The organism is Peribacillus sp. RS7 (assembly GCF_041956845.1).
Taxonomy (GTDB): Bacteria; Bacillota; Bacilli; order Bacillales; family DSM-1321; genus Peribacillus.
Genome location: NZ_CP168135.1, coordinates 3,957,689 through 3,977,970, shown reverse-complemented (window position 1 = coordinate 3,977,970; position 20,282 = coordinate 3,957,689). Strand labels below are relative to the sequence as shown.

16 protein-coding genes are annotated in these 20,282 nt (G+C 37.0%); 6 read left to right on the top strand and 10 right to left on the bottom strand.

Annotated features, from left to right (window positions below):
- Positions 1–22: 22 nt before the first annotated feature.
- Positions 23–1,348: an alpha-glucosidase/alpha-galactosidase gene (locus ACDZ29_RS19970; RefSeq protein WP_375088430.1), complete on the bottom strand. Its 1,326-nt coding sequence runs from the start codon at positions 1,346–1,348 to the stop codon at positions 23–25.
- A gap of 127 nt (positions 1,349–1,475) precedes the next feature.
- Here ACDZ29_RS19970 and ACDZ29_RS19965 point away from each other — a divergent pair, with 127 nt between their 5' ends.
- Positions 1,476–2,369: an AraC family transcriptional regulator gene (locus tag ACDZ29_RS19965; RefSeq protein ID WP_289324517.1), complete on the top strand. Its 894-nt coding sequence runs from the start codon at positions 1,476–1,478 to the stop codon at positions 2,367–2,369.
- A 536-nt stretch (positions 2,370–2,905) separates the two neighbouring features.
- Here the strand turns inward: ACDZ29_RS19965 and ACDZ29_RS19960 are convergent.
- The 9 genes from ACDZ29_RS19960 to ACDZ29_RS19920 all read right to left on the bottom strand — a co-directional run bounded on the left by ACDZ29_RS19960 (position 2,906) and on the right by ACDZ29_RS19920 (position 13,258).
- Positions 2,906–3,064 carry an SDR family NAD(P)-dependent oxidoreductase gene (locus tag ACDZ29_RS19960; RefSeq protein WP_375091177.1) on the bottom strand — a complete coding sequence of 53 codons (159 nt, stop codon included), beginning with the start codon at positions 3,062–3,064 and terminating at the stop codon, positions 2,906–2,908.
- Between the two features lie 458 nt (positions 3,065–3,522).
- Entirely contained in the window at positions 3,523–4,332 is an 810-nt protein-coding gene (locus tag ACDZ29_RS19955; protein WP_375088429.1) for a helix-turn-helix domain-containing protein, read from the bottom strand.
- A 757-nt stretch (positions 4,333–5,089) separates the two neighbouring features.
- Complete coding sequence (locus tag ACDZ29_RS19950) at positions 5,090–6,502, bottom strand: DHA2 family efflux MFS transporter permease subunit (RefSeq protein ID WP_375088428.1); 1,413 nt, start codon at positions 6,500–6,502, stop codon at positions 5,090–5,092.
- Between the two features lie 705 nt (positions 6,503–7,207).
- Complete coding sequence (locus ACDZ29_RS19945; protein ID WP_375088427.1) at positions 7,208–8,206, bottom strand: ROK family glucokinase; 999 nt, start codon at positions 8,204–8,206, stop codon at positions 7,208–7,210.
- A gap of 484 nt (positions 8,207–8,690) precedes the next feature.
- A complete protein-coding gene (locus ACDZ29_RS19940; protein WP_098372824.1) occupies positions 8,691–9,830 on the bottom strand; it encodes an ABC transporter ATP-binding protein in 1,140 nt (379 codons plus the stop codon).
- Between the two features lie 134 nt (positions 9,831–9,964).
- Positions 9,965–10,933 carry a sugar phosphate isomerase/epimerase gene (locus ACDZ29_RS19935; RefSeq protein WP_063234584.1) on the bottom strand — a complete coding sequence of 323 codons (969 nt, stop codon included), beginning with the start codon at positions 10,931–10,933 and terminating at the stop codon, positions 9,965–9,967.
- 62 nt (positions 10,934–10,995) lie between these two features.
- Positions 10,996–12,048 carry a Gfo/Idh/MocA family protein gene (locus tag ACDZ29_RS19930; RefSeq protein WP_375088426.1) on the bottom strand — a complete coding sequence of 351 codons (1,053 nt, stop codon included), beginning with the start codon at positions 12,046–12,048 and terminating at the stop codon, positions 10,996–10,998.
- A gap of 23 nt (positions 12,049–12,071) precedes the next feature.
- Positions 12,072–12,797 (bottom strand): ThuA domain-containing protein, encoded by a 726-nt coding sequence (locus ACDZ29_RS19925; RefSeq protein WP_063234582.1) that lies wholly within the window; start codon positions 12,795–12,797, stop codon positions 12,072–12,074.
- Between the two features lie 215 nt (positions 12,798–13,012).
- On the bottom strand, positions 13,013–13,258 hold the full coding sequence (locus ACDZ29_RS19920) for a hypothetical protein (protein ID WP_375088425.1): 246 nt from the start codon (positions 13,256–13,258) through the stop codon (positions 13,013–13,015).
- A gap of 1,168 nt (positions 13,259–14,426) precedes the next feature.
- Between ACDZ29_RS19920 and ACDZ29_RS19915 the strand changes: the two genes are divergently transcribed.
- From ACDZ29_RS19915 to ACDZ29_RS19895, 5 genes are all read left to right on the top strand, one after another.
- Positions 14,427–15,419, top strand: a complete 993-nt coding sequence (locus ACDZ29_RS19915) for a LacI family DNA-binding transcriptional regulator (RefSeq protein WP_289316957.1) — start codon at positions 14,427–14,429, stop codon at positions 15,417–15,419.
- A gap of 149 nt (positions 15,420–15,568) precedes the next feature.
- Entirely contained in the window at positions 15,569–16,798 is a 1,230-nt protein-coding gene (locus tag ACDZ29_RS19910; RefSeq protein WP_375088424.1) for an ABC transporter substrate-binding protein, read from the top strand.
- Between the two features lie 46 nt (positions 16,799–16,844).
- Entirely contained in the window at positions 16,845–17,678 is an 834-nt protein-coding gene (locus tag ACDZ29_RS19905; protein WP_375091176.1) for a carbohydrate ABC transporter permease, read from the top strand.
- Positions 17,678–18,499 carry a carbohydrate ABC transporter permease gene (locus tag ACDZ29_RS19900; protein WP_375088423.1) on the top strand — a complete coding sequence of 274 codons (822 nt, stop codon included), beginning with the start codon at positions 17,678–17,680 and terminating at the stop codon, positions 18,497–18,499. Before ACDZ29_RS19905 ends, ACDZ29_RS19900 begins: the two co-directional genes overlap by 1 nt.
- 52 nt (positions 18,500–18,551) lie before the next feature.
- Positions 18,552–20,225, top strand: coding sequence for an alpha-glucosidase (locus ACDZ29_RS19895; protein ID WP_289316959.1), 1,674 nt, complete (start codon positions 18,552–18,554; stop codon positions 20,223–20,225).
- Positions 20,226–20,282 lie beyond the last annotated feature (57 nt).

Sequence of the window (20,282 nt, the reverse complement as noted above, 5' to 3'; positions counted from 1 at the left end):
AGTTATTAGCCATCAGACAGTTTTACTGTCTGATAGCTTGTATATTCGTTTTATATTCCGGAAGCATCTCACCATGCGCTTCAATTAAGTCGTCACACATGCTGATAATATCATCCATGGAAAGCTCGGCCGCTGTATGCGGATCAAGCATTGCTGCCTGATAAATTTTTTCTGTTAATTTTGTCATAGCCGCTTCAATGGTCAATAGCTGTGTATTAATATTAGAGCGGTTCAACGCCGCAAGCTGTTCCGGAAGTTCACCCACATAAGCTGGTGTAATGCCATTTCGATTCGCAATACAAGGCACTTCTACAACTGCTTTTTCCGGCAGATTGGAAATGAGGCCGCCGGTATTTAACACGTTGCCGCCAAATACGAATGGTTCGTTCGTTTCCATCGCTTCGATAATGCGCGATCCATATTCTTTGGAGCGTTCATGCGTCAAGTTTTGGTCATTCATCAGCTCTTCTTTCGTTCTTAACCAATTGGTAATTTGTTCTTCACATCGACGCGGATATTCATCAAGGGGGATATTGAATCGGTCAATTAATTCAGGATATTTACCTTTGATGAAGAAAGGATGATATTCCGAATTATGTTCAGAAGATTCCGTCACATAGTATCCGAATTTGTCCATTAGCTCATATCGGACCATGTCATGATGCTTTGATTTTTGCTTTTCTTTCGCCCGTTTCTTAATTTCAGGATATAAATCCTTGCCATTGGATTTGATTTCAAGCAGCCATGCCATATGATTAATACCGGCAATTCGTTCATCAATGTTTTCATATGGTATATCAAGATCTTTTAGTAAATCGCTTGTACATACTTGAACGCTGTGGCATAAGCCAACCATTTTCACATTTGTATGCCGTGAGACAGCTCCTGTTAGTGTGGCCATCGGATTTGTGTAATTTAAGAGCCATGCATCCGGGCAAACTTCTTCTATATCTTTGGCAACTTCCAACATGACCGGAATCGTACGTAGCGCACGGAACAGTCCCCCAATTCCAATTGTGTCAGCAATTGTCTGACGAAGGCCATACTTTTTCGGAATGTCAAAATCAATAACTGTACTTGGCTTGTAACCTCCAACTTGAATGGCGTTGATCACATATTTTGCACCATGCAATGCTTCTTTTCGATCTGTGTATGTCTTGATTGTAACACCGGCATTTAATGTTCTTTTCAAAGCATTGAGTAATACCCCTGATTCTGAAAGACGGTCGGAATCGATATCGAACAAAGCAAATTCAAAATCCTGAAGAGCAGGAGACAACATGCAGTCACCCAATACGTTTTTGGTAAAAATGGTACTTCCTGCGCCGATGAATGTAATTTTTTTCATTTGTCTTCCTCCATTAAAAGTTAGTGTTGAAAATTTAGTAAATTTTAATTAACATATTGTTAAATAAATAATACAGCGCTTCCATTATCCAGGCAATGGTAAATAAAATCGGAAAAGAGGTAATATATTGCTATCTCGGTCAAATGACAATAACCATAGCTTTGTGTATCATATTTCAAAGGAGCCTTTAACTGAGGCAGCTCGGATAACCTCCATCGGTTTTGAAAAACGAACATCGACTGATTATTACTGGGATGGCCGTATGCGTCAAAATGATTTAAAAACGTGTATTTTCCAATATACACTGAATGGATATGGAGAAGTTCGGGTAGGTGAAAAAACGTATACAGTTAAACCTGGCGAAGCGTTTATCGTCAAAGTACCAAGTGAACATTGTTATTATCTTCCTGAAGAAAGTCCTGAGTGGGAATTTATTTTCATTACACTGGAGGGGACGAAAGCCGAGGAGTGCTGGGACTACCTGATTAGCCAATTTGAGCTGGTAGTCCCTGTGGATGCAAATGCCCCGTTAATTTTTTTACTACAAAAAATTTATCAATTTGCTTTAAAAGAAGGCATTGAAGATACCTTTACTTCTTCTGCATATGCATATGAATTTATCATGGGGTTGTATCGCTTTGCGAAAGGACTGGACAACCAACAAACTGGGATACCGGATGATATACTCATGGCGATTCAATTCATGACGACACGCTATCATGAACCGCTGTCATTGGAGTCCATTGCGGAGCACGCCGGACTGTCCAAATACTACTTTACGAATAAATTCCAAAAGTACATGAAAACAACCCCCATTCAATTTTTGACAAAGAGACGTATACAGAAAGCAATGGAACTTTTATCAACAACAAATAAGACGATTCAGGAAGTTGCAATGGAAACGGGCTATGACAATGCGAATTATTTTAGTAAAGTTTTCAAAAAAATGATTGGCACCTCTGCTGACAGTTTTCGAAAAGATAAAAAAATGCCAGACTTTGAGCATGTTATTATTGATTAGCTATATAAGTTGAATGAATGGATTCTGCACTCACATCGCCTGGTATACTTAAAGAAAAACCTTGCGAGAGGATGTATCCGTGTAACAAAAGGACAAGTACTGCCCTAACTTCAAGCTGCCATGAATTCTACAAAAGGGCACCATAATTTTGAACGGTATCAGGCCGTTTAACTTTCGCTGATGTTGTTTTAAAATAAAGTTTGATCAATTTTAATGCTAATAATTGATATAAGATTAAATAGAAAGAACATGTTTTGATAAAGGATTATTCAAATCAATATATACGAAGATTGATTACCTGACTTTCATACACGCTTTTTTGAAATGGATTTCGAGATGCGGAATCCATTATTTTTTTGCTTTTTCCCATGCCCATTCACCCGATTGGCTAGAACAGAACTCTATAACACTCTCTGCTAGTCTACTTTCTCCGGCTGTTAATACCACCTCTGAAGTAGGATATTCCTTTAACATCAATAAAGAAACCCTTGAATATAGATCCCAAAAAACCTTCCGGTATTCAGGGAACACTTGATCTAAAATGGTGTGAAACTGACCATGCGAATCACTTCCATTAGGTTGCGAACAGCAAACTTCATTGCACCATAAACTCCTGCATTTGGAAATGATTTAATGCCCGGAACACTTGAAGATGTGATAATTTGACCAGACTTTTGTTTGGTAAATTCCGGAATAACGGAGGCTACTCCATATAAAACGCCTTTTAAATTTGCCGTAGGAGGATTATTCCTATCAGGTATGGGAATCCAATACGTCTTATGGGGAGGATTCCCATACCTGATTTTGGGCTTGGTGACCCAACATTCATTATGTTAATTTTTTTTAACTTAAACTCTCATTTACGTTTTAATTATAATATTCAATTTTAAAAAGGGCCCCTCTTGCTAATGAAGTGAACCAAAAAGTTAGACACTTTAATTAGGCAGCCTTGAGGGCATGAACTCGGTAATCTTTAGGGCTCATGCCTTTTAATTTCACCATGATTCATAGATGATTGTAATAACGGATATATTCACCTAGTCTATTTCACCCATATAAGAAGCCTGTAAAAAATTTATATCTTGTGGATATTCATAAAGTTGGATACCGCTTCCATATTTTGATATATCCCAAAAATAATATTTTTTTATAGTTATTTTATTTTCGACGATAATTTGTCCTCAACCCATTTACTAATACTAATCCCTTCTTGTTTAGCTAAATCTGAAATTTTTTCTAACAATTCATTTGGTAATTCAAAACTAGTTTTTCTATATGGGCTTCGTAATATCAAAGTACCTTCTTCATGGTGCATTTCACCATTGATTAAATTCGGTAAGATATCAGCAATACTAATCATCTCTGGCATTAACGGTCTTTCCCCTGCCCGAATGAAGAGTAAAACTGAACTATCTTGCTCTCTCATTCTTACGTTTTCACCACCCCAGTTTTTATATAAATAGTCAATGAAGGGATAAAATACAACTTCGTTTTTCGGTACCTGAAGCTCTACATAGCCTTTATAATCCAAAGGAGGTTGGTGTATCGAGTATGATGGCTTTAAGGTATAAGTTTTCATTCCTTCTTCATACGTCAACCACTTTTGGATATTGGGTAGGTAGAAACCAAATACATTTTCTTCATTACGAACCACACGTGCCTCTGGTATTTTAGACGAATGAAATCTTTGATACAAAGCAATGTCATTTTTCGAGTCATAATATTCATATTTTTTTGGTCGCTGTGTTTCAGTTGGTTTGAGTGACTTCTCTGCTTCATGATAGGCTGTTTCCGAAATTACATACGTGATTCTTTCATCCCCATACGGGACAGCCTTAGCTTTTATCGAACCATCTTGAATATACTTATAAACACTTTGTACAGATAACCCCAATTTCTTTGCAACATCATTCGGACTCATACCTGTAGGTAAAGATTGCTTTGCATACACTAATCGATCCACTTCCGCTTTTTCATAACGTGCCTCTTTATGTAATCGATGGGGGTCCTGAATTTTCATGATTTTCTTCTGTTTTCCATAATGATAGATTATGTAGAGTCTGGGCCATGAGCAGCTTTCCACTTCAGAGATATATTTGGAGAAAGTTTTAGAAAAAGACGCCAAGCGATTCATTTCTGTTTTGGAGAGTATATATAGAAGAAGATCTTCATATTCAGAGGGGTTTTTGTGATTTTTGGCGCTCTTAAAAGATCCAGTTTCGAAAATGGTTTAAAGATTAAGGATTTGAAAAATAGTCCAGATTTAATAAAAGATATTTTAACACCTACATTTAATTCATGTAAGTTTTCTTCTTTTTATAAAGAAAGAAAATGATAAAAGAGGGAGAACAAATCATCGGGATGACTTGTTCCCCCTCTTTTTTAGAATCCCTTAGATAGGCATGACGAAGGAATGATAGGACATGTGAGGGAACGCCTCCAAGGGCGGCGTTGGAAAATGTTCATAACATAGTAAAAAATAGAGTTATTTCACGATACCTTAATGTCCCTAACTTACTTCATTTATCCGTTAACATACATTCAAAATGAAACCCTGCGAATAAGCGGGTTTTTACGAGAAAATCGTATTAAACTGAGGGAGTTCAATAAAGTGAGGAGCCTGGCGGCAAAAAAAAGGATATTTAGTTTAAAAAGAATCACAAGTAGATGAATCTATATTGTGATTCTTTTCTAGCTTTTAAAAAATGCGATTCAAATATTTAATTCTTCTCTCCGAACTCTTTTCCTGCTGATTTTTGATCCTTTATTTTAAAAGAAATGAGGAAGCTAATTAACGAAAGTATAGCGATGACAATAAATGAAATTTGCGCGCCATACATATCAGGATGTACTATCTCGGGACGCTGCTGAGCATTTTCGGTAGCTGATGTCATCACAGTGACAAGTATTGCTGTACCTACAGATGCAGCAATCATTTTCATCGTATTATCCATTGCTGCACCATGGGCAATTAACCGTTTAGGCAGCTGGTTTAAGGCGGCCGTTGAAACAGGCATCATAACCATGGCTAATCCGAACATCCTAACACTGTACATTACCATAATAAATGTAAAACTTGTCGAAGGACCAACATCTATATAAGTAAAGGAGGAAGCGGTTATGAGGAGTAATCCGCCAATAACCAACCACCTGGCCCCAATCCGGTCAAAAATACGTCCAATGAACGGGGACATTATTCCGGTAATAAGTGCTCCAGGGAGTATCGCTAATCCAGCTTCAAACGCAGTAAATCCGCGCATGTTTTGCATAAATAGCGGGATAAGCGTTTCGGCACCTATCAGACCCATAAAGGTAATGGCTCCAATAATAATGGCAAGCGGGAATAATGAATACGTGAACACACGGAACTCCAGCATTGGGTGCTTCAATCGCAATTGCCTTTTGATAAACCAAACAAGTGAAATTGTTCCAATGCCTAGGGATATGATAGTACTCTCGTCTGTCCAGCCATAATTACCAGCGGCTGTAAATCCATACAATAATCCACCGAAACCCACGGAAGATAAAACAATCGAAAGCACATCCACTTTTGGCCGTGTAACTTCTGTTACATTTTTTAAAGCGAAGAACGCAACTATGATATCAATAATAGCAATTGGAAGAATGATAAAGAATAACACCCTCCATGAGTAGGTCTCGGTAACCCAGCCCGACAAAGCGGGCCCAATAGCCGGCGCGAAGGAAATGACCAGCCCGACCAGTCCCATAGCTGCACCCCGTTTTTGAACAGGGAAAATCATTAGGAAGACTGTTTGCATTAACGGGAGCATAATTCCGGCTCCGCTCGACTGAATCATCCTTCCTAGCAGCAGCATTTCAAAATTAGGAGCTAGCCCCGCAACCAATGTACCAGTAGCGAAAATCCCCATAGCTGAAAGGAAGAGCTGTCTGGTGGTAAAGCGCTCCAGTAAAAACGCGCTCACAGGGATCATGATCCCATTAACCAGCATAAAAACGGTAGTTAGCCACTGTGCACTATTTGCCGTAATATTCATTTCCTCCATTACAGGAGGAATCGCGGTAATCATTAATGTTTGATTCAAGATCGCAATAAATGTACCCGCAAGCAAAAGAGCAACAATTGTTGTCTGTTTACGATTTGTTGAACTCAATTATGGTCCCCCTTTACGATTTGGAAAAAAACATACTTTTGTAGATTACACGAATTTACATCAGATTTCCAGTAATTTGCTGTTAAAATGAAAGCAATAAAGTCGGCATTAAATAATTACTTTCCCTACAAATAAAAGGGGATTTCCTTTGAAGAACCAGCTGCAATTGATGTACTTTCTATTGGCCTAGTCATAGGGTTGCTGTCACAGACCGCAAAGTAGCAGATTAGTAGAGAGATGATGGGGAACACAGGAGCAAAGTGTATGCTCCTTATGTTGTTTATAGGGTCCGTTTCTGAATAGCTCTGTATAAAAAAACCTGTTAAATAATTCCTTTAATGGAGTATTCCTTACTGTCATACATTCGTAGGACCAAGACTATTTTATCCTTGGTTATATATGATCTCATCTTTCAAGTAATTTTTCGTGTCTCGGTTTCTTCTTGTATAAATATTGTCAACTAAGGATAATGTCATTTTATAGAGTAGGTTACCTTGTTTCGTTAGTGGCTTGATGAATGGCCAGAGTGTTCTTATCTTTAGTCTTCCCTACCCATTTCGTCATTTACATTGTATCCCCTTGTAGAATATAAGTTTTGTGCTGAAATTAAAAAAGAGCACTTTGAAAATACCGATGCTCTTTAAATAGTAAAAAATAAAATTATTATTTATTATTTTCTGATTCTTATACCTTTTCATTGTGCTATCACAAATATAAAGGTGTATTTCCATTCCTGTTTAGTAATCTTTTTTTCACCAACCAAGCGCCTCCCATAATTCCTGCATCATTTCCTAACGTGGCATTGGCTAACTCCACTCCTTGCAATACTCTTGGAAAAGCAAAACGAGTAAATTGCTCTTTTAAAGGTACTAACAGTGCATCCCCTGCTTTGGAAACTCCTCCACCAATGATAATTTTCTCAGGATTTAAACCATTCGCAAGATGAGCTAATACTAATCCTAAATAAAGGGTAACTTTCCCAATCACTCTATTAGCTAATTCATCACCCTCATTCGCTACTTCAAATACTAGCTCAGATGATAATATTTGATGTTCATTGTAAAAATCCCTCAGTCTACTTGGTGTCTCGGTAAAAGATAATTCTTCAATCGCTAAACGAACAATACCTGTGGCAGATGCTATGGTTTCAATACATCCCGTTTTCCCACAATTACAAGGTGCCCCATCCTCTACGAGAGAGGTAATATGCCCTATTTCGCCACCTGCCCCATTTATTCCATGTACAATTTGCCCATTGGAAATAATTCCACCACCAACGCCCGTTCCCAAGGTGATACATAATAAATCTTTTGACCCTTGTCCAGCACCCTTCCACATCTCCCCAATGGCTGCTGCATTTGCGTCATTATCAACTATGACTGGCAAAGATGTTCCCATTTCAAGAAGATCCTTCAAAGGAAAGTTATTCCACCCTAAGTTAACTGCGACATCAATAGAACCATTCCCCAAGTTAACAGGACCGGGTGCTCCAACCCCAATACCAATTAACTTCTGTTTTTCTTGCCCCAACTCACTTAATGTTTGATCTATTGATTTAGCCATCTCCTTAGGAATATTTTTCCCTTTTTCATTTATATTGGTAGGAATTTCCCATTTATATATAATCTCACCATTTTGATTGATAAATGCCATTTTAATAGTTGTACCGCCTATATCTGCACCCACTAACCATTTTTCATCCATCAATACTCACCCTTTTTCATTCAAGTTGGCAAGGAACTGTATGCCTTAACCTTACGGCAAGTTAAGATTAAATTCGTTAATCTTGTACTAGCTATCGACTATACAGCTTTACTTTTTTATATAGTAATTAAGAAGTTTAACTCCTATCTTTCCTTGTTCAATAGAAATTTTTCTAGAGCTACGATAGCCCTTTGTTCATCGTCTCCATCTGCAGTAAATTTAAACTCCTTTGCTATGTCTAACTGTCAGGGCCATTCCCCCGATATTACTTTTCTCAACTACCTTTTTTCCTTTTTCACAATATTAATGTCACTGTTAAAAGATGATGCTTTTCCTACAAATTTCAGCACCAGATCGAGATTGGAGTCCATGACGAAGAAGTACGTCAATTTTTTTCTACCATTAATCCTCACTCTACCCTTACTAATTTATCTATATTTTTAATTGAAATTAAAAAACTTATTTCTCGTAGTTCATACATCTGTTATAAGACACCAGCTTCTCTTCTTTTATGTGTTTTCATAGGAAGTGGAATACGAGTCTCCGTTTTACTATCAAAGAAGTGTACCTTGTTCATGTCTATAGCTAATTTCATTTGTTGACCTGCTTTCACTTCTGTACGAGCATCCACGCGCGAAACAAAGTTCTGATCATTAATTTGTGAATAAACCATTATTTCAGCACCCATTAATTCTGCCACTTCCACTTTAATATTTATTGTTGTATTCGGTGAGGCATCAACGAAAATCAGCTCATCATGAAAATCTTCTGGACGTACACCTAAAATTATTTGTTCACCTATATATCCTTGCTCACGTAATCCTTTCATTTTTCCCTCTGGCACCTCAATACGTACCGGTCCGATATGGAAGATACCCTCTTTTAAGGTACCAGTAAAGAAGTTCATCGCAGGAGAACCAATGAACCCGCCAACAAATACATTTGCAGGTTCGTCATATACTTCTTTTGGTGCACCCACTTGTTGAACAATTCCATCTTTCATAACAACAAGACGAGTTGCCATGGTCATCGCTTCTGTTTGATCATGCGTTACATAAATTGTGGTGGTTTGTAAGCGTTGATGTAGTTTAGCAATTTCAGAACGCATTTGGACACGCAGTTTTGCATCCAAATTGGACAAAGGTTCATCCATTAAAAATACTTTTGCATCACGAACGATTGCACGACCTAAAGCAACACGTTGACGTTGCCCACCCGAAAGGGCCTTTGGTTTACGCTGTAAGTATTGCTCTAGACCAAGGATATGGGCAGCCTCTTGTACACGACGATCAATTTCCTCTTTCGCGAATTTACGTAATTTCAGACCGAATGCCATATTGTCATAGACGCTCATATGGGGATATAAAGCATAGTTTTGGAAGACCATTGCAATATCTCGGTCTTTTGGTGCCACGTCGTTGACACGTTTACCATCGATAAAAAAATCGCCTTTTGAAATCTCTTCAAGTCCTGCAATCATGCGAAGAGTAGTTGACTTACCACAACCAGATGGACCAACAAAGACAATAAATTCTTTATCTTCAATCTGAAGGTTAAAATCTTTCACTGCTGTTACGTTTTTATCGTAGATTTTATAAATATGATTTAAACTTAACTCGGCCATTGTTTTCTCCTTCTTGAATCAGATTTTTTAATTTGTAATAGACTAGAATTTTATGATAATTTGATTTTGAAAAAATATTGTGATATGGATCAAGTAGATTCATACCACAACGATCTTTCAATAAAATTAACTTGTTATGCCCACCACATCTGTGAAGGTGATTCCTCAATTAAAACCGTTTGTAAGTTTGTCACTGCACGTTCGAATCCCTCATCAATAGACATGATCGCATCTTCATGCTCGATACTTACCACATAATCATACCCGTATGTGCGTAATGCACTCATCATATCTGACCATTCTTTTAAACTATGTCCACAACCAACTGAACGGAACGTCCATGCCCGCGAGCGAACTTCTCCATATGGTTGCATATCGGTTAACCCAAACATATTAATATTTTCTTGATCTAAATAAGTATCTTTGGCATGAAAATGATGAATGGCATTTTCTTTGGCTAAAATCTTAATGGCTGCCACTGGATCAATTCCTTGCCACCATAAGTGACTTGGATCTAAATTCGCTCCAATTGCATCACATGTTTGTTCTCGAAGTTTTAACAAGGTATAAGGTGTATGAACTAAAAACCCTCCGTGCAATTCTAATCCGATTTTCACGTTATTCTCTTTTGCATACTCTCCTACCTCTTTCCAATAAGGAATGAGCTTTTGTTCCCATTGCCAAGTTAAGATCTCACCATATTCATTTGGCCATGGAGTAACCGGCCAGTTTGGGTATTTAGCCCCCTCGTGATCACCAGCTGTTCCTGAAAAGCAGTTGACAACAGGTACATCAAGTAAAGAGGCCAGCTTAATCGTTTTACGTAAGGTTTCATTGGATTCTTTTGCAAACCCTTCTTCTGGTGAGATAGGATTTCCGTGACAACTAAATGCACTAATCGTCAATCCACGATCCGCTACTTTCTTTTTATAGCTTTCTCTCGCATTCGCATCTTCTAATAATTCATCTAACGGGCAATGATGGTTTCCTGGATAGCAGCCTGTCCCAATTTCCACGGTATGTAACCCAGCTGTTTGCACTTTATCTAGCATGTCTTCAAATGAATAGTTTGCAAATAGAACAGTAAATACACCCAATTTCACGTTGTTTTCCTCCTATAGGTCCCAAATTCTTAATATGGTAAGATATTTTTATAAAGCAGATTTTAAACTGCTGGCTCTTTTATCGCTAAAAAGGTACTTACAATTTGTTTGGTTTCATGAGATTCAATAGCGGCTAGAATAACAGATAGAGATTTTGCCCCTTCCTCTCCTGAAACGGCTGGCTCTTTATCCTCTACGATAGCATTTACGAATTGTTCAATCACATGTGAGTTGTCTTGGCCGCCCTCATCGTTTGATTGAATTTTGCCAAGCTCATAATTTGCAACCTCACCTGTTGCGTATTGAACGATTAAGGAATACGTTGGATGATCTTCTAAACGAAGAATTCCTTTCTCACCGTAAATAATCGTGGAGTTATCTTCTTGACCCACGTACGCCCAACTAGATGCGAGCGTTCCAATAATTCCACTTTCTGTTTTTAACACACATACTGCGTTGTCATCGACATTAGCAAAATCTTTAGCGTTCGTTTGCACAAATGCACCTACTTCAACGATTTCTTCACCAAGAATGTAACGAAGTAAATCTGTTTTATGCACACCTAAATCTCCCATGGCTCCAATAAACGCTTCATTCTTTTTAAAGAACCAACTCTCTTTACCGTCAACACTCCATTGCTCAGGTCCTCCATGACCAAATGCGGTACGGAAGCTATATATTCTTCCAATTTCACCACATTCAATAAGCTGACGTGCTTTTTGATGGGATGAAACGAAGCGTTGATTGTGACCGATCATAAGTTTTTTGCCACTTTCTTTTGCTGCTTGAATCATAGCCTGAGCTTCTTCTTTTGACGTAGCCATTGGTTTTTCACACAATACATGAACGCCTTTGTTTAAAGCTGCGATTGATATGGGCGCATGCAAATAATTTGGTGTACAAACACTCACTGCATCTACCGTTTTGCTTGCGAGTAATTCTTCATAATTTTTATATACTTTTGCACCATACTGCTTGGAAACTTCAATGGCGCGCTGTTCATTTATATCACAAACTGCTACAATCTCTACTTCTTTATTCATTTTATATTCTGGTAAATGACGAAGTTGAGCGATACTTCCACAACCTATAATCCCTACTTTTACTGTTTTCATAATCAGTTTCCCCTTTAATATCCTTAATTTTTCACTGCAATTCGTTCCAGTGGTGTTGCATTTCCGTATATAGGACGTTTTCTGTCAACTGGGTGTGCCCATTTCACGCCATTTATAATGACACGTTGAATATCTTTATTGTGATATGTTGGATACGTTTCATGGCCTGGTCTAAAATAAAAGACTTTTCCATTGCCTCGTTTATATGTGCAACCACTGCGGAAAACTTCCCCACCTTCGAACCAACTCGTAAAGACTAATTCGTCTGGAGCCGGGATATCAAAATGTTCCCCGTACATTTCTTCGCGTTCTAGCTCGATATATTCTGAAATACCTTCAGTAATCGGATGACTAGGATCTGTTACCCAAAGACGCTCTTTTTCATCTGCTTCGCGCCATTTTAAATCACAACTTGTACCCATTAATGTTTTGAAAATTTTGGAGAAATGGCCTGAATGCAATACGATTAAGCCCATTCCATCTAATACACGCTGCTTTACCTTTTTAACAATTACATCGTCTACTTCATCGTGAGCTAAATGCCCCCACCAAATCAGCACATCTGTTTCCTCTAATACAGCATCTGTTAAACCGTGTTCGGGATCATCCAATGTAGCTGTTTTTGCATCAAATCCGCTTTCTTTTAAAAATGCTGCAATAGCACCATGAATACCTTCAGGGTAGACTTCTCTTACAACTGGATTTTTTTGTTCATGTCGATTTTCATTCCATACAGTTACTTTTACCATCATAAATACTCCCTCTCATTTTGATTTGATGTATTGAAATTATTATCCGTAAATCTCCAACTTCACAATACATAAGCTGTCGATTTGACTGCCCAACCGCTTTCTAAAGTATTTGCTTTAGAGGTCTGCCTGCCAACCTATCACTCTATGGACTGCACTGAATTAAGTCGTTAAAAACAACGTAAACGTTTACGTTAATGGTACTGTAGTCTTCCTCATAGCGGATAACGGCTGTCAATGCCCATGAGTTGTGGAACAGCCATTACATCACTTGAACAGAATACGGCTGTAAATGTTGGATAGTCCAAACTTGAACCACCCTTTATTCCACGTTGAAGACCATAATACCCATATGTACTCATTTGAATGGTTACCGTAACACCAACATCATTTATAGCGTCCTTAAATCCATTTACACGAGGAATTGTCGAAATGACATCTCCTTTTGTTCCGGCAATCATCCCAACATCAATTCCTGTTAAAACTTCACTTGTTAATTGTTTCGATAATTTGAGAACCAGTAAGCAATATATCTAGTACAACAGCCTTAGCCTGATAACCAATCTCGTCAATCACTTTTCTGAATGCCAGAAACAGATAAAACTGGCTTTCTTTGCTGCATCAATAATTGTAATTTCCACCAACTTTCTACGTAAACGTTTTCTAAAATCACACTAGCACATGTGTAAAACCTTTTCAACGATTTTTCAGATATTTTTGAATTTTATAAGATATTCTGTTACTGCAAAAAAAAGTGGTATCACCCCTTTATGGGTATATTTGTATAGTGTTTATGGAAAATGAGTGTCTAAGCTTGAAAAGCATGTACAGACAGAAAAATTACTATAAAAAAGGGAACTATTCTTGCACAAATAGCTACTTCAAATCAAAGGATAGAATGACTTATCTGGGGCTTAGATTCAAAGGTGAAAATTTTTTATTCGATTGATGATCAGTCCGGATAAACTATGCTTCTTCCTTCTTGAATAAAACCCGCGCCCGTTAGCTGAAAGAATGTTGTTTTACCTGTACAATTAGCATTAGCAATCTTTTAACTATCTCACGTGAACTTTCGGAAGTTGCGCTTACTTTTATCCACGAACTTCGGCTTTCTAAAGACACATCTTCTATCCTGGAGACTCTTCTTTTTATAGGCTGTGCTTCCTATGATTTCTTTCATTTCCCATCTCCAACGAGTCTGTTTCTCTCCCCTAAGATGGCAGAAATAGTCGCCTATTTTGTGTTGGTAATTTCGGTTTTCTGTGAATGTTTTTTTGATTTCGCTTATGTTAACCTCTCTTCACTCCAACTATTTGCAACTGTATATTTATCATTGTGTATGTGTGTAACATCACATCATATTATGTTTTCGTTTTCTATCTAGGGCATTTGTTTTCGAAAACCTTCATTTACATCTACATCCACCTCTATTAACCCTTTTTTCAAAATATATGCTTCATATATTTTTCATTCACATAATCGTGAAATTAACGGATTAAATGTTTACATATGAAACAAGTCGTTTGACGAAAGTTAGAATATTCAAATTTTGAAATAAATTGTATTGAAAACGCTTTATTTATATGTTAAGGTTTTTTAGAAAACGTTTACGTAGAAAGTTGGTGAAACATGTCGATTACCATTAAAGATGTAGCAAAGCAAGCAAATGTATCCGTTGCGACTGTTTCTCGTATTTTAAATAATTTGCCTGGCTACTCGGATGAAACACAACAACGAGTAAAAAAGGTAATCAAAGAACTTGGTTATCAACCTAATGCCGTTGCAAGAGGTTTAATTAATCGCAAAACAAAAACGATAGGTGTACTCGTTCCCAATGTATCTGATTTATTTGCAAGTGAGGTTTTAGCCGGAATTGAGGAACAAGCTCATGAGTTTGGTTACAGTGTAATGATATGTAAAACCAATCATGATGGTAAACGAACGATCAACTACTTGCAGGCATTGTATGAAAAACGGGTGGATGGAATTATTATCGTCAGTGAATTTATCACGCTAGATTACTATAAAGCGATTGAAACAAACAATGTACCGGTTGTATTAGTGGCAACACAATCAGACTATCCCCTTCCCTTTATTAAAGTAGATGATTATCAAGCTGCTTACGATGCCACGACCTATTTAGTAGAAAAAGGGCATTCACATATTGGAATGATTGCAGGAACAAAAAGCGATATCATTTCGACAACTCCACGTGTAAAAGGCTTTACAGACGCATTAAATCACGTGGGAATAACAGTGACCAATGAAATGATCACGTATGGAGATTTTTCTTTCAAGAGTGGTATTAAGGGGATGGACGATTTATTGAAAAGTTACCCAAAAGTAAGAGCTGTATTTTGTGCAAGCGATGAAATGGCTGTAGGAGCCTTATCACTTTTATATAAAAAAGGAATTAGAGTACCGGAAAGTATATCCATTATAGGATACGATAATACAGCTACAGCTGAGAAGGCCATTCCCCCACTTACGACGGTAGCGCAGCCCTTATATAAGATGGGTAAAGATTCCATTCAACTTTTATTAGATCCATCTTTAAAAATAAACCAGCTTTATCCTCATCATATTGCTGAGCGTGATACAGTCCATTCATATAGCGAATAAAGGTTAAGTTACAAGTTGGGGTGATTACACTATTATCACTCCAATTATAAACGGCTTAACGTAAACGTTTACTATCATTGATGATTCCATTAGAGTAAACGTTTACTTATGCATTAAATAGACGAAATTTTCAGACGGGAGATACGTATATGAAGAATAAGTGGCGTTACCTCTGTACTACAGCATTTATAGCCAGTTTACTTACAGGATGTACTAATCAAACAACAGCTGATGAAAAAATCCATATTGAATTTTTTCAAAATAAGCCGGAAGCTGTAGCGACATTTGATCATTTAATTGAAAGGTTTGAAAAATTGCACCCCAATATTGATATTGAACAGAATAACGTTCCTGATTCCGAGACGGTATTACGGACGAGATTGGTGAAAGAAGATGTACCAGACCTTTTAGCGATCGGAGGCAATGCTACGTATGGCGATATTGCAGAAGAAGGATTATTTTATGATTTTTCAAGGGATTCAGCCATCAATAAAGTTATACCAGACTATGTTAATATGCTTAATTTATTAGGTAGAACGAATAATGAGGATAATGGAATTCCCTTTGCGACGAATGCAAATATGCTTTTATATAACAAGGATAAATTTAAAGAGTTAGGGTTACAAGTTCCCAAAACATGGGATGAGCTAATTAACGTTTCAAAACGGATTCAAAAACAAGGAGAATTACCTTTTTATTTTACGTATAAAGATGCTTGGACTGCAATGGTCTCATTTAATGCCTTAGCAGGAAACTTGCAAGGTGACAACTTTATCCAGGATCGCAATTCCAATAAAGCAACTTTTACAGAGCATTACAAGGAAACTTTAGTAAAAATGCTTACATTGCTCGATTATGGTCATAAGGATAATTTTGGCCGTGACTATAATGCAGGCAATCGGGCGTTTGCAAATGGTGAATCAGTTATGTATATCCAAGGAAGCTGGGCAATCTCATCAATTAAAGCAATTAACCCAAATATAAAACTCGGTTCCTTTCCCTTACCTGCATCCAATGATTCATCTCAAAACAAACTCGTATCAGGTGTAGATACTGCATTAACGATGTCAAAAGATACACCACATAAAAAAGAAGCGTTAATGTTTATTCATTTTTTATTAGAAAAGGAAAATTCACAGTATTACATTAAAGAACAAAACAGTTTTTCTGCAGTTAAAAATGTTTTACAAAATGATGAAGCTTTAAAAGAGTTAAACCCTTATTTTGTACAACAAAAAATCACTAGTTTTCCGGAACACTATTTCCCTGCTAGTATGCAAGCAGCCAATTTAGTACAGGATTTTCTAATTAAAGGAGAAGTCAAACCGTTCCTTTCAAAACTGGATGATGAGTGGAATAAAGTCAAAGCGAGAGAATAACAAGGGGGAAAAACGAGTGGTTAAACAATCCAAAGCCTATTACTGGATGGTGCTTCCAGCATTTTTAATATTTTTTGTATTTCATACAGTTCCAGTTTTTCAAGGAATGATTTATAGTTTTACAAATTATAAAGGGTATGGGGATTTTAATTTTGTTGGCTTAAAAAACTATGTGAATTTATTCCAAGACCAACGTATTTTGGCTTCCTATGGCTTTACATTTAAATTTGCCATTGTTTCCACTTTACTCGTAAATATCATTAGTTTGGCAATTGCCATAGGACTTAATGCAAAGATTAAATTTCAAAATACACTTAGAGCTGTGTTTTTCGTGCCGAATATTCTAGGCGTATTAATCGTTGGGTTTATCTTTAATTATTTATTTGCATTTTTTATCCCTCAAATTGCTGAAAAGTTGGGCATCACATCTTTAACACAAAATATTCTTGGTAACCCAGATTTAGCATGGGTTGGAATTGTGATTGTGGCTGTATGGCAAGCCGTTGCATTTAATACCATTCTCTATTTAGCAGGATTACAAACGATTCCAACTGAATTGTACGAAGCTGCTAGTTTAGATGGTGCGGGAAAATGGAAAAGTTTTAAACACATTACATTTCCACTTATTGCATCTTTCTTCACCATAAATATGGTGCTTGCGATGAAAAACTTTTTGATGGTATTTGACCATATTATTGCAATGACAAATGGAGGTCCAGGTCAATCCACGGAAGCCATTTCGGTATTGATATATAAAGGGGGCTTCTCAGGGGGGGAGTTCGCTTATCAGGCAGCAAATTCTGTGATCTACTTTATTTTAATTGTTGTTATATCAATCCTGCAAATTAAATTCCTTCAAAAACGTGAGGTGGATATGTAATGGAAAGTAAAAAAGTAAATTGGCCTATAACCATACTGCTAATTTTTTGCTCACTGGTTATCTTATTTCCCCTCTACCTAACAGTCGTGACAGCATTCAAGTCACCAGATGAAATGAGTAAATCCCTTTTGTCTCTGCCTCATACATTAAGATGGGAAAACTTCGCTGAAGCCATTCGCATGACGAATTTTTTTCAATCTATTAAAAATAGCTTTATCGTTACAGTTTTTACAGTTGCTCTTACATTACTGACAAATTCGATGGTGGCTTATGCCATTGCACGGAATATGCATAGACGATTCTTTAAGTTGCTTTATTACTATTTTGTTAGTGCGATGTTTGTACCTTTTCCGATCATTATGTTGCCTGTTGTAAAGCAAACTAGCCTATTCGGATTAAATAATATGACAGGACTTATCTTTCTGTATATTGTATACGGTTTGGCTTTTAATATTTTTATTTATGTGGGCTATATACGTTCGATTCCCAAGTCATTAGAAGAAGCAGCTTATGTAGATGGAGCAAGTATTTGGACAGTATTTTGGAAAGTTATTTTTCCATTATTAAGCCCAATAAACGCAACAGTCGGAATTTTAACATGTTTGTGGGCATGGAATGATTTTATGTTACCACTTGTTATTTTAAGTGATCGTGATTCGATGACATTGCCGCTTGTTCAATATGTATTCCAGTCACAGTTTACAACAAATTATAACTTAGCATTTGCCTCCTATTTAATGGCACTCTCCCCTATGGTCCTTGTTTATATCATAGCTCAAAAATGGATTATTAGTGGTGTGACAAAAGGTGCTGTTAAATAAGGGGAATATGAGACTGATTAAGAAACAAATTAGAAGTGAAAGGAAGATGAAATTGGAGAAAAAATGGTGGAAAGAAAGTGTTGTTTATCAAATTTATCCTCGGAGTTTCATGGATAGTAATGGGGACGGAATTGGAGATTTACGTGGAATTATTTCAAAACTTGATTATTTAAATGAATTAGGAGTTAATGTCGTTTGGCTATCACCTGTTTTCAAATCTCCAAACGATGATAATGGCTATGATATTAGTGACTATCAAGACATTATGGATGAGTTTGGTACCCTGAATGACTGGGATGAACTTTTGGAAGGATTACATTCACGCAATATGAAATTAATGATGGATCTAGTTGTTAATCACTCATCAGATGAACATAAATGGTTCATTGAATCCCGATCATCAAAAGATGATCCGTACAGAGACTACTATATTTGGCGCCCCGGCAAAGATGGAAAAGAGCCAAACAATTGGACATCAGTTTTTAGTGGTCCAGCTTGGCAATATGATAAAGAAACAGATGAATACTATCTTCATCTGTTTAGCAAAAAACAGCCTGATTTAAATTGGGCAAACCCTACAGTAAGAAAAGAAATTCATGACATGATGATATGGTGGCTTGATAAGGGCATTGATGGTTTTCGAATGGATGTGATTAACCTCATTTCCAAAGCGGAAGGATTGCCCAGCACTCCAGGCGGAAAGCGATACGACTGGGGTGGCGATTTCTTTATGAATGGTCCTCGTGTGCATGAGTATCTACAAGAGATGAATCGTGAGGTACTTTCGAAATATGACATGATGACAGTCGGCGAATGTCCTGGGGCATCCGTTGAAGATGCCACTAAGTATGCGAATAGTGAAGGTACTGAACTAAATATGATTTTTACATTCGAACATATGGATTTAGACTCAGGACCAGGCGGAAAATGGGATGTAAAGCCTTTAAAGCTGGACGATCTTAAAGAATGCATGACAAAATGGCAGAAAGGATTGGAAGGAAAAGGATGGAATAGCCTTTATTTAAACAACCATGATCAACCAAGAATGGTCTCTCGCTTTGGCAATGATACATCTTACCGAGTAGAATCCGCAAAAATGCTTGGAACATTCCTTCATATGATGCAGGGAACGCCTTATATTTATCAAGGTGAGGAAATAGGTATGACAAATGTTAAATTTGGTCTTGATGATTATAAGGATATTGAGATTCTGAATATGTACCGTGAAAAAGTTATAGAGGGTCAAGAGGATAAAGCTAAAGTAATGGAATCCATTTATATTAAAGGCCGTGATAACGCTAGAACTCCTATGCAATGGGACGATAGTAAAAATGCTGGTTTTACAACAAGTACTCCTTGGTTAAAAGTAAATCCAAACTATAGAGAAATTAATGTGAAACAATCATTAGAAGACTCGAATTCTATCTTTTACTACTATCAAAAACTAATTAAGTTAAGAAAAAAATATGACGTAATTGTGTACGGTGCATATGATCTTATTTTAAAAGAAAATGAGCAAATTTATGCGTATATACGTACTTTAGATAACGAAACATTACTTGTTATTTGCAACTTTACAGGGGAAGCAGCCTACTTTGAATTACCAGAACACATTAGCTGTGAAGCTAGACAACTGCTAATCAATAACTACGCGGACCAAAACAGTGATGAAATTTCTTCTAATACATTAAAACCTTATGAAGCGCGCGTTTATCTCTCGAAGTAACGAAAAAAAGTAACCTCGATCGTTTTTGACTTTATGCAGAGTTCACCTTTTGATGAA

Excerpts from the sequence above, each read along its gene's own strand:
- ACDZ29_RS19970 (WP_375088430.1), bottom strand. The coding sequence starts at position 1,348 with ATGAAAAAAATTACATTCATCGGCGCAGGAAGTACCATTTTTACCAAA.
- ACDZ29_RS19945 (WP_375088427.1), bottom strand. The coding sequence starts at position 8,206 with ATGGATGAAAAATGGTTAGTGGGTGCAGATATAGGCGGTACAACTATT.
- ACDZ29_RS19940 (WP_098372824.1), bottom strand. The coding sequence starts at position 9,830 with ATGGCCGAGTTAAGTTTAAATCATATTTATAAAATCTACGATAAAAAC.
- ACDZ29_RS19930 (WP_375088426.1), bottom strand. The coding sequence starts at position 12,048 with ATGAAAACAGTAAAAGTAGGGATTATAGGTTGTGGAAGTATCGCTCAA.
- ACDZ29_RS19925 (WP_063234582.1), bottom strand. The coding sequence starts at position 12,797 with ATGGTAAAAGTAACTGTATGGAATGAAAATCGACATGAACAAAAAAAT.
- ACDZ29_RS19920 (WP_375088425.1), bottom strand. The coding sequence starts at position 13,258 with ATGATTGCCGGAACAAAAGGAGATGTCATTTCGACAATTCCTCGTGTA.
- ACDZ29_RS19915 (WP_289316957.1), top strand. The coding sequence starts at position 14,427 with ATGTCGATTACCATTAAAGATGTAGCAAAGCAAGCAAATGTATCCGTT.
- ACDZ29_RS19910 (WP_375088424.1), top strand. The coding sequence starts at position 15,569 with ATGAAGAATAAGTGGCGTTACCTCTGTACTACAGCATTTATAGCCAGT.
- ACDZ29_RS19905 (WP_375091176.1), top strand. The coding sequence starts at position 16,845 with ATGGTGCTTCCAGCATTTTTAATATTTTTTGTATTTCATACAGTTCCA.
- ACDZ29_RS19900 (WP_375088423.1), top strand. The coding sequence starts at position 17,678 with ATGGAAAGTAAAAAAGTAAATTGGCCTATAACCATACTGCTAATTTTT.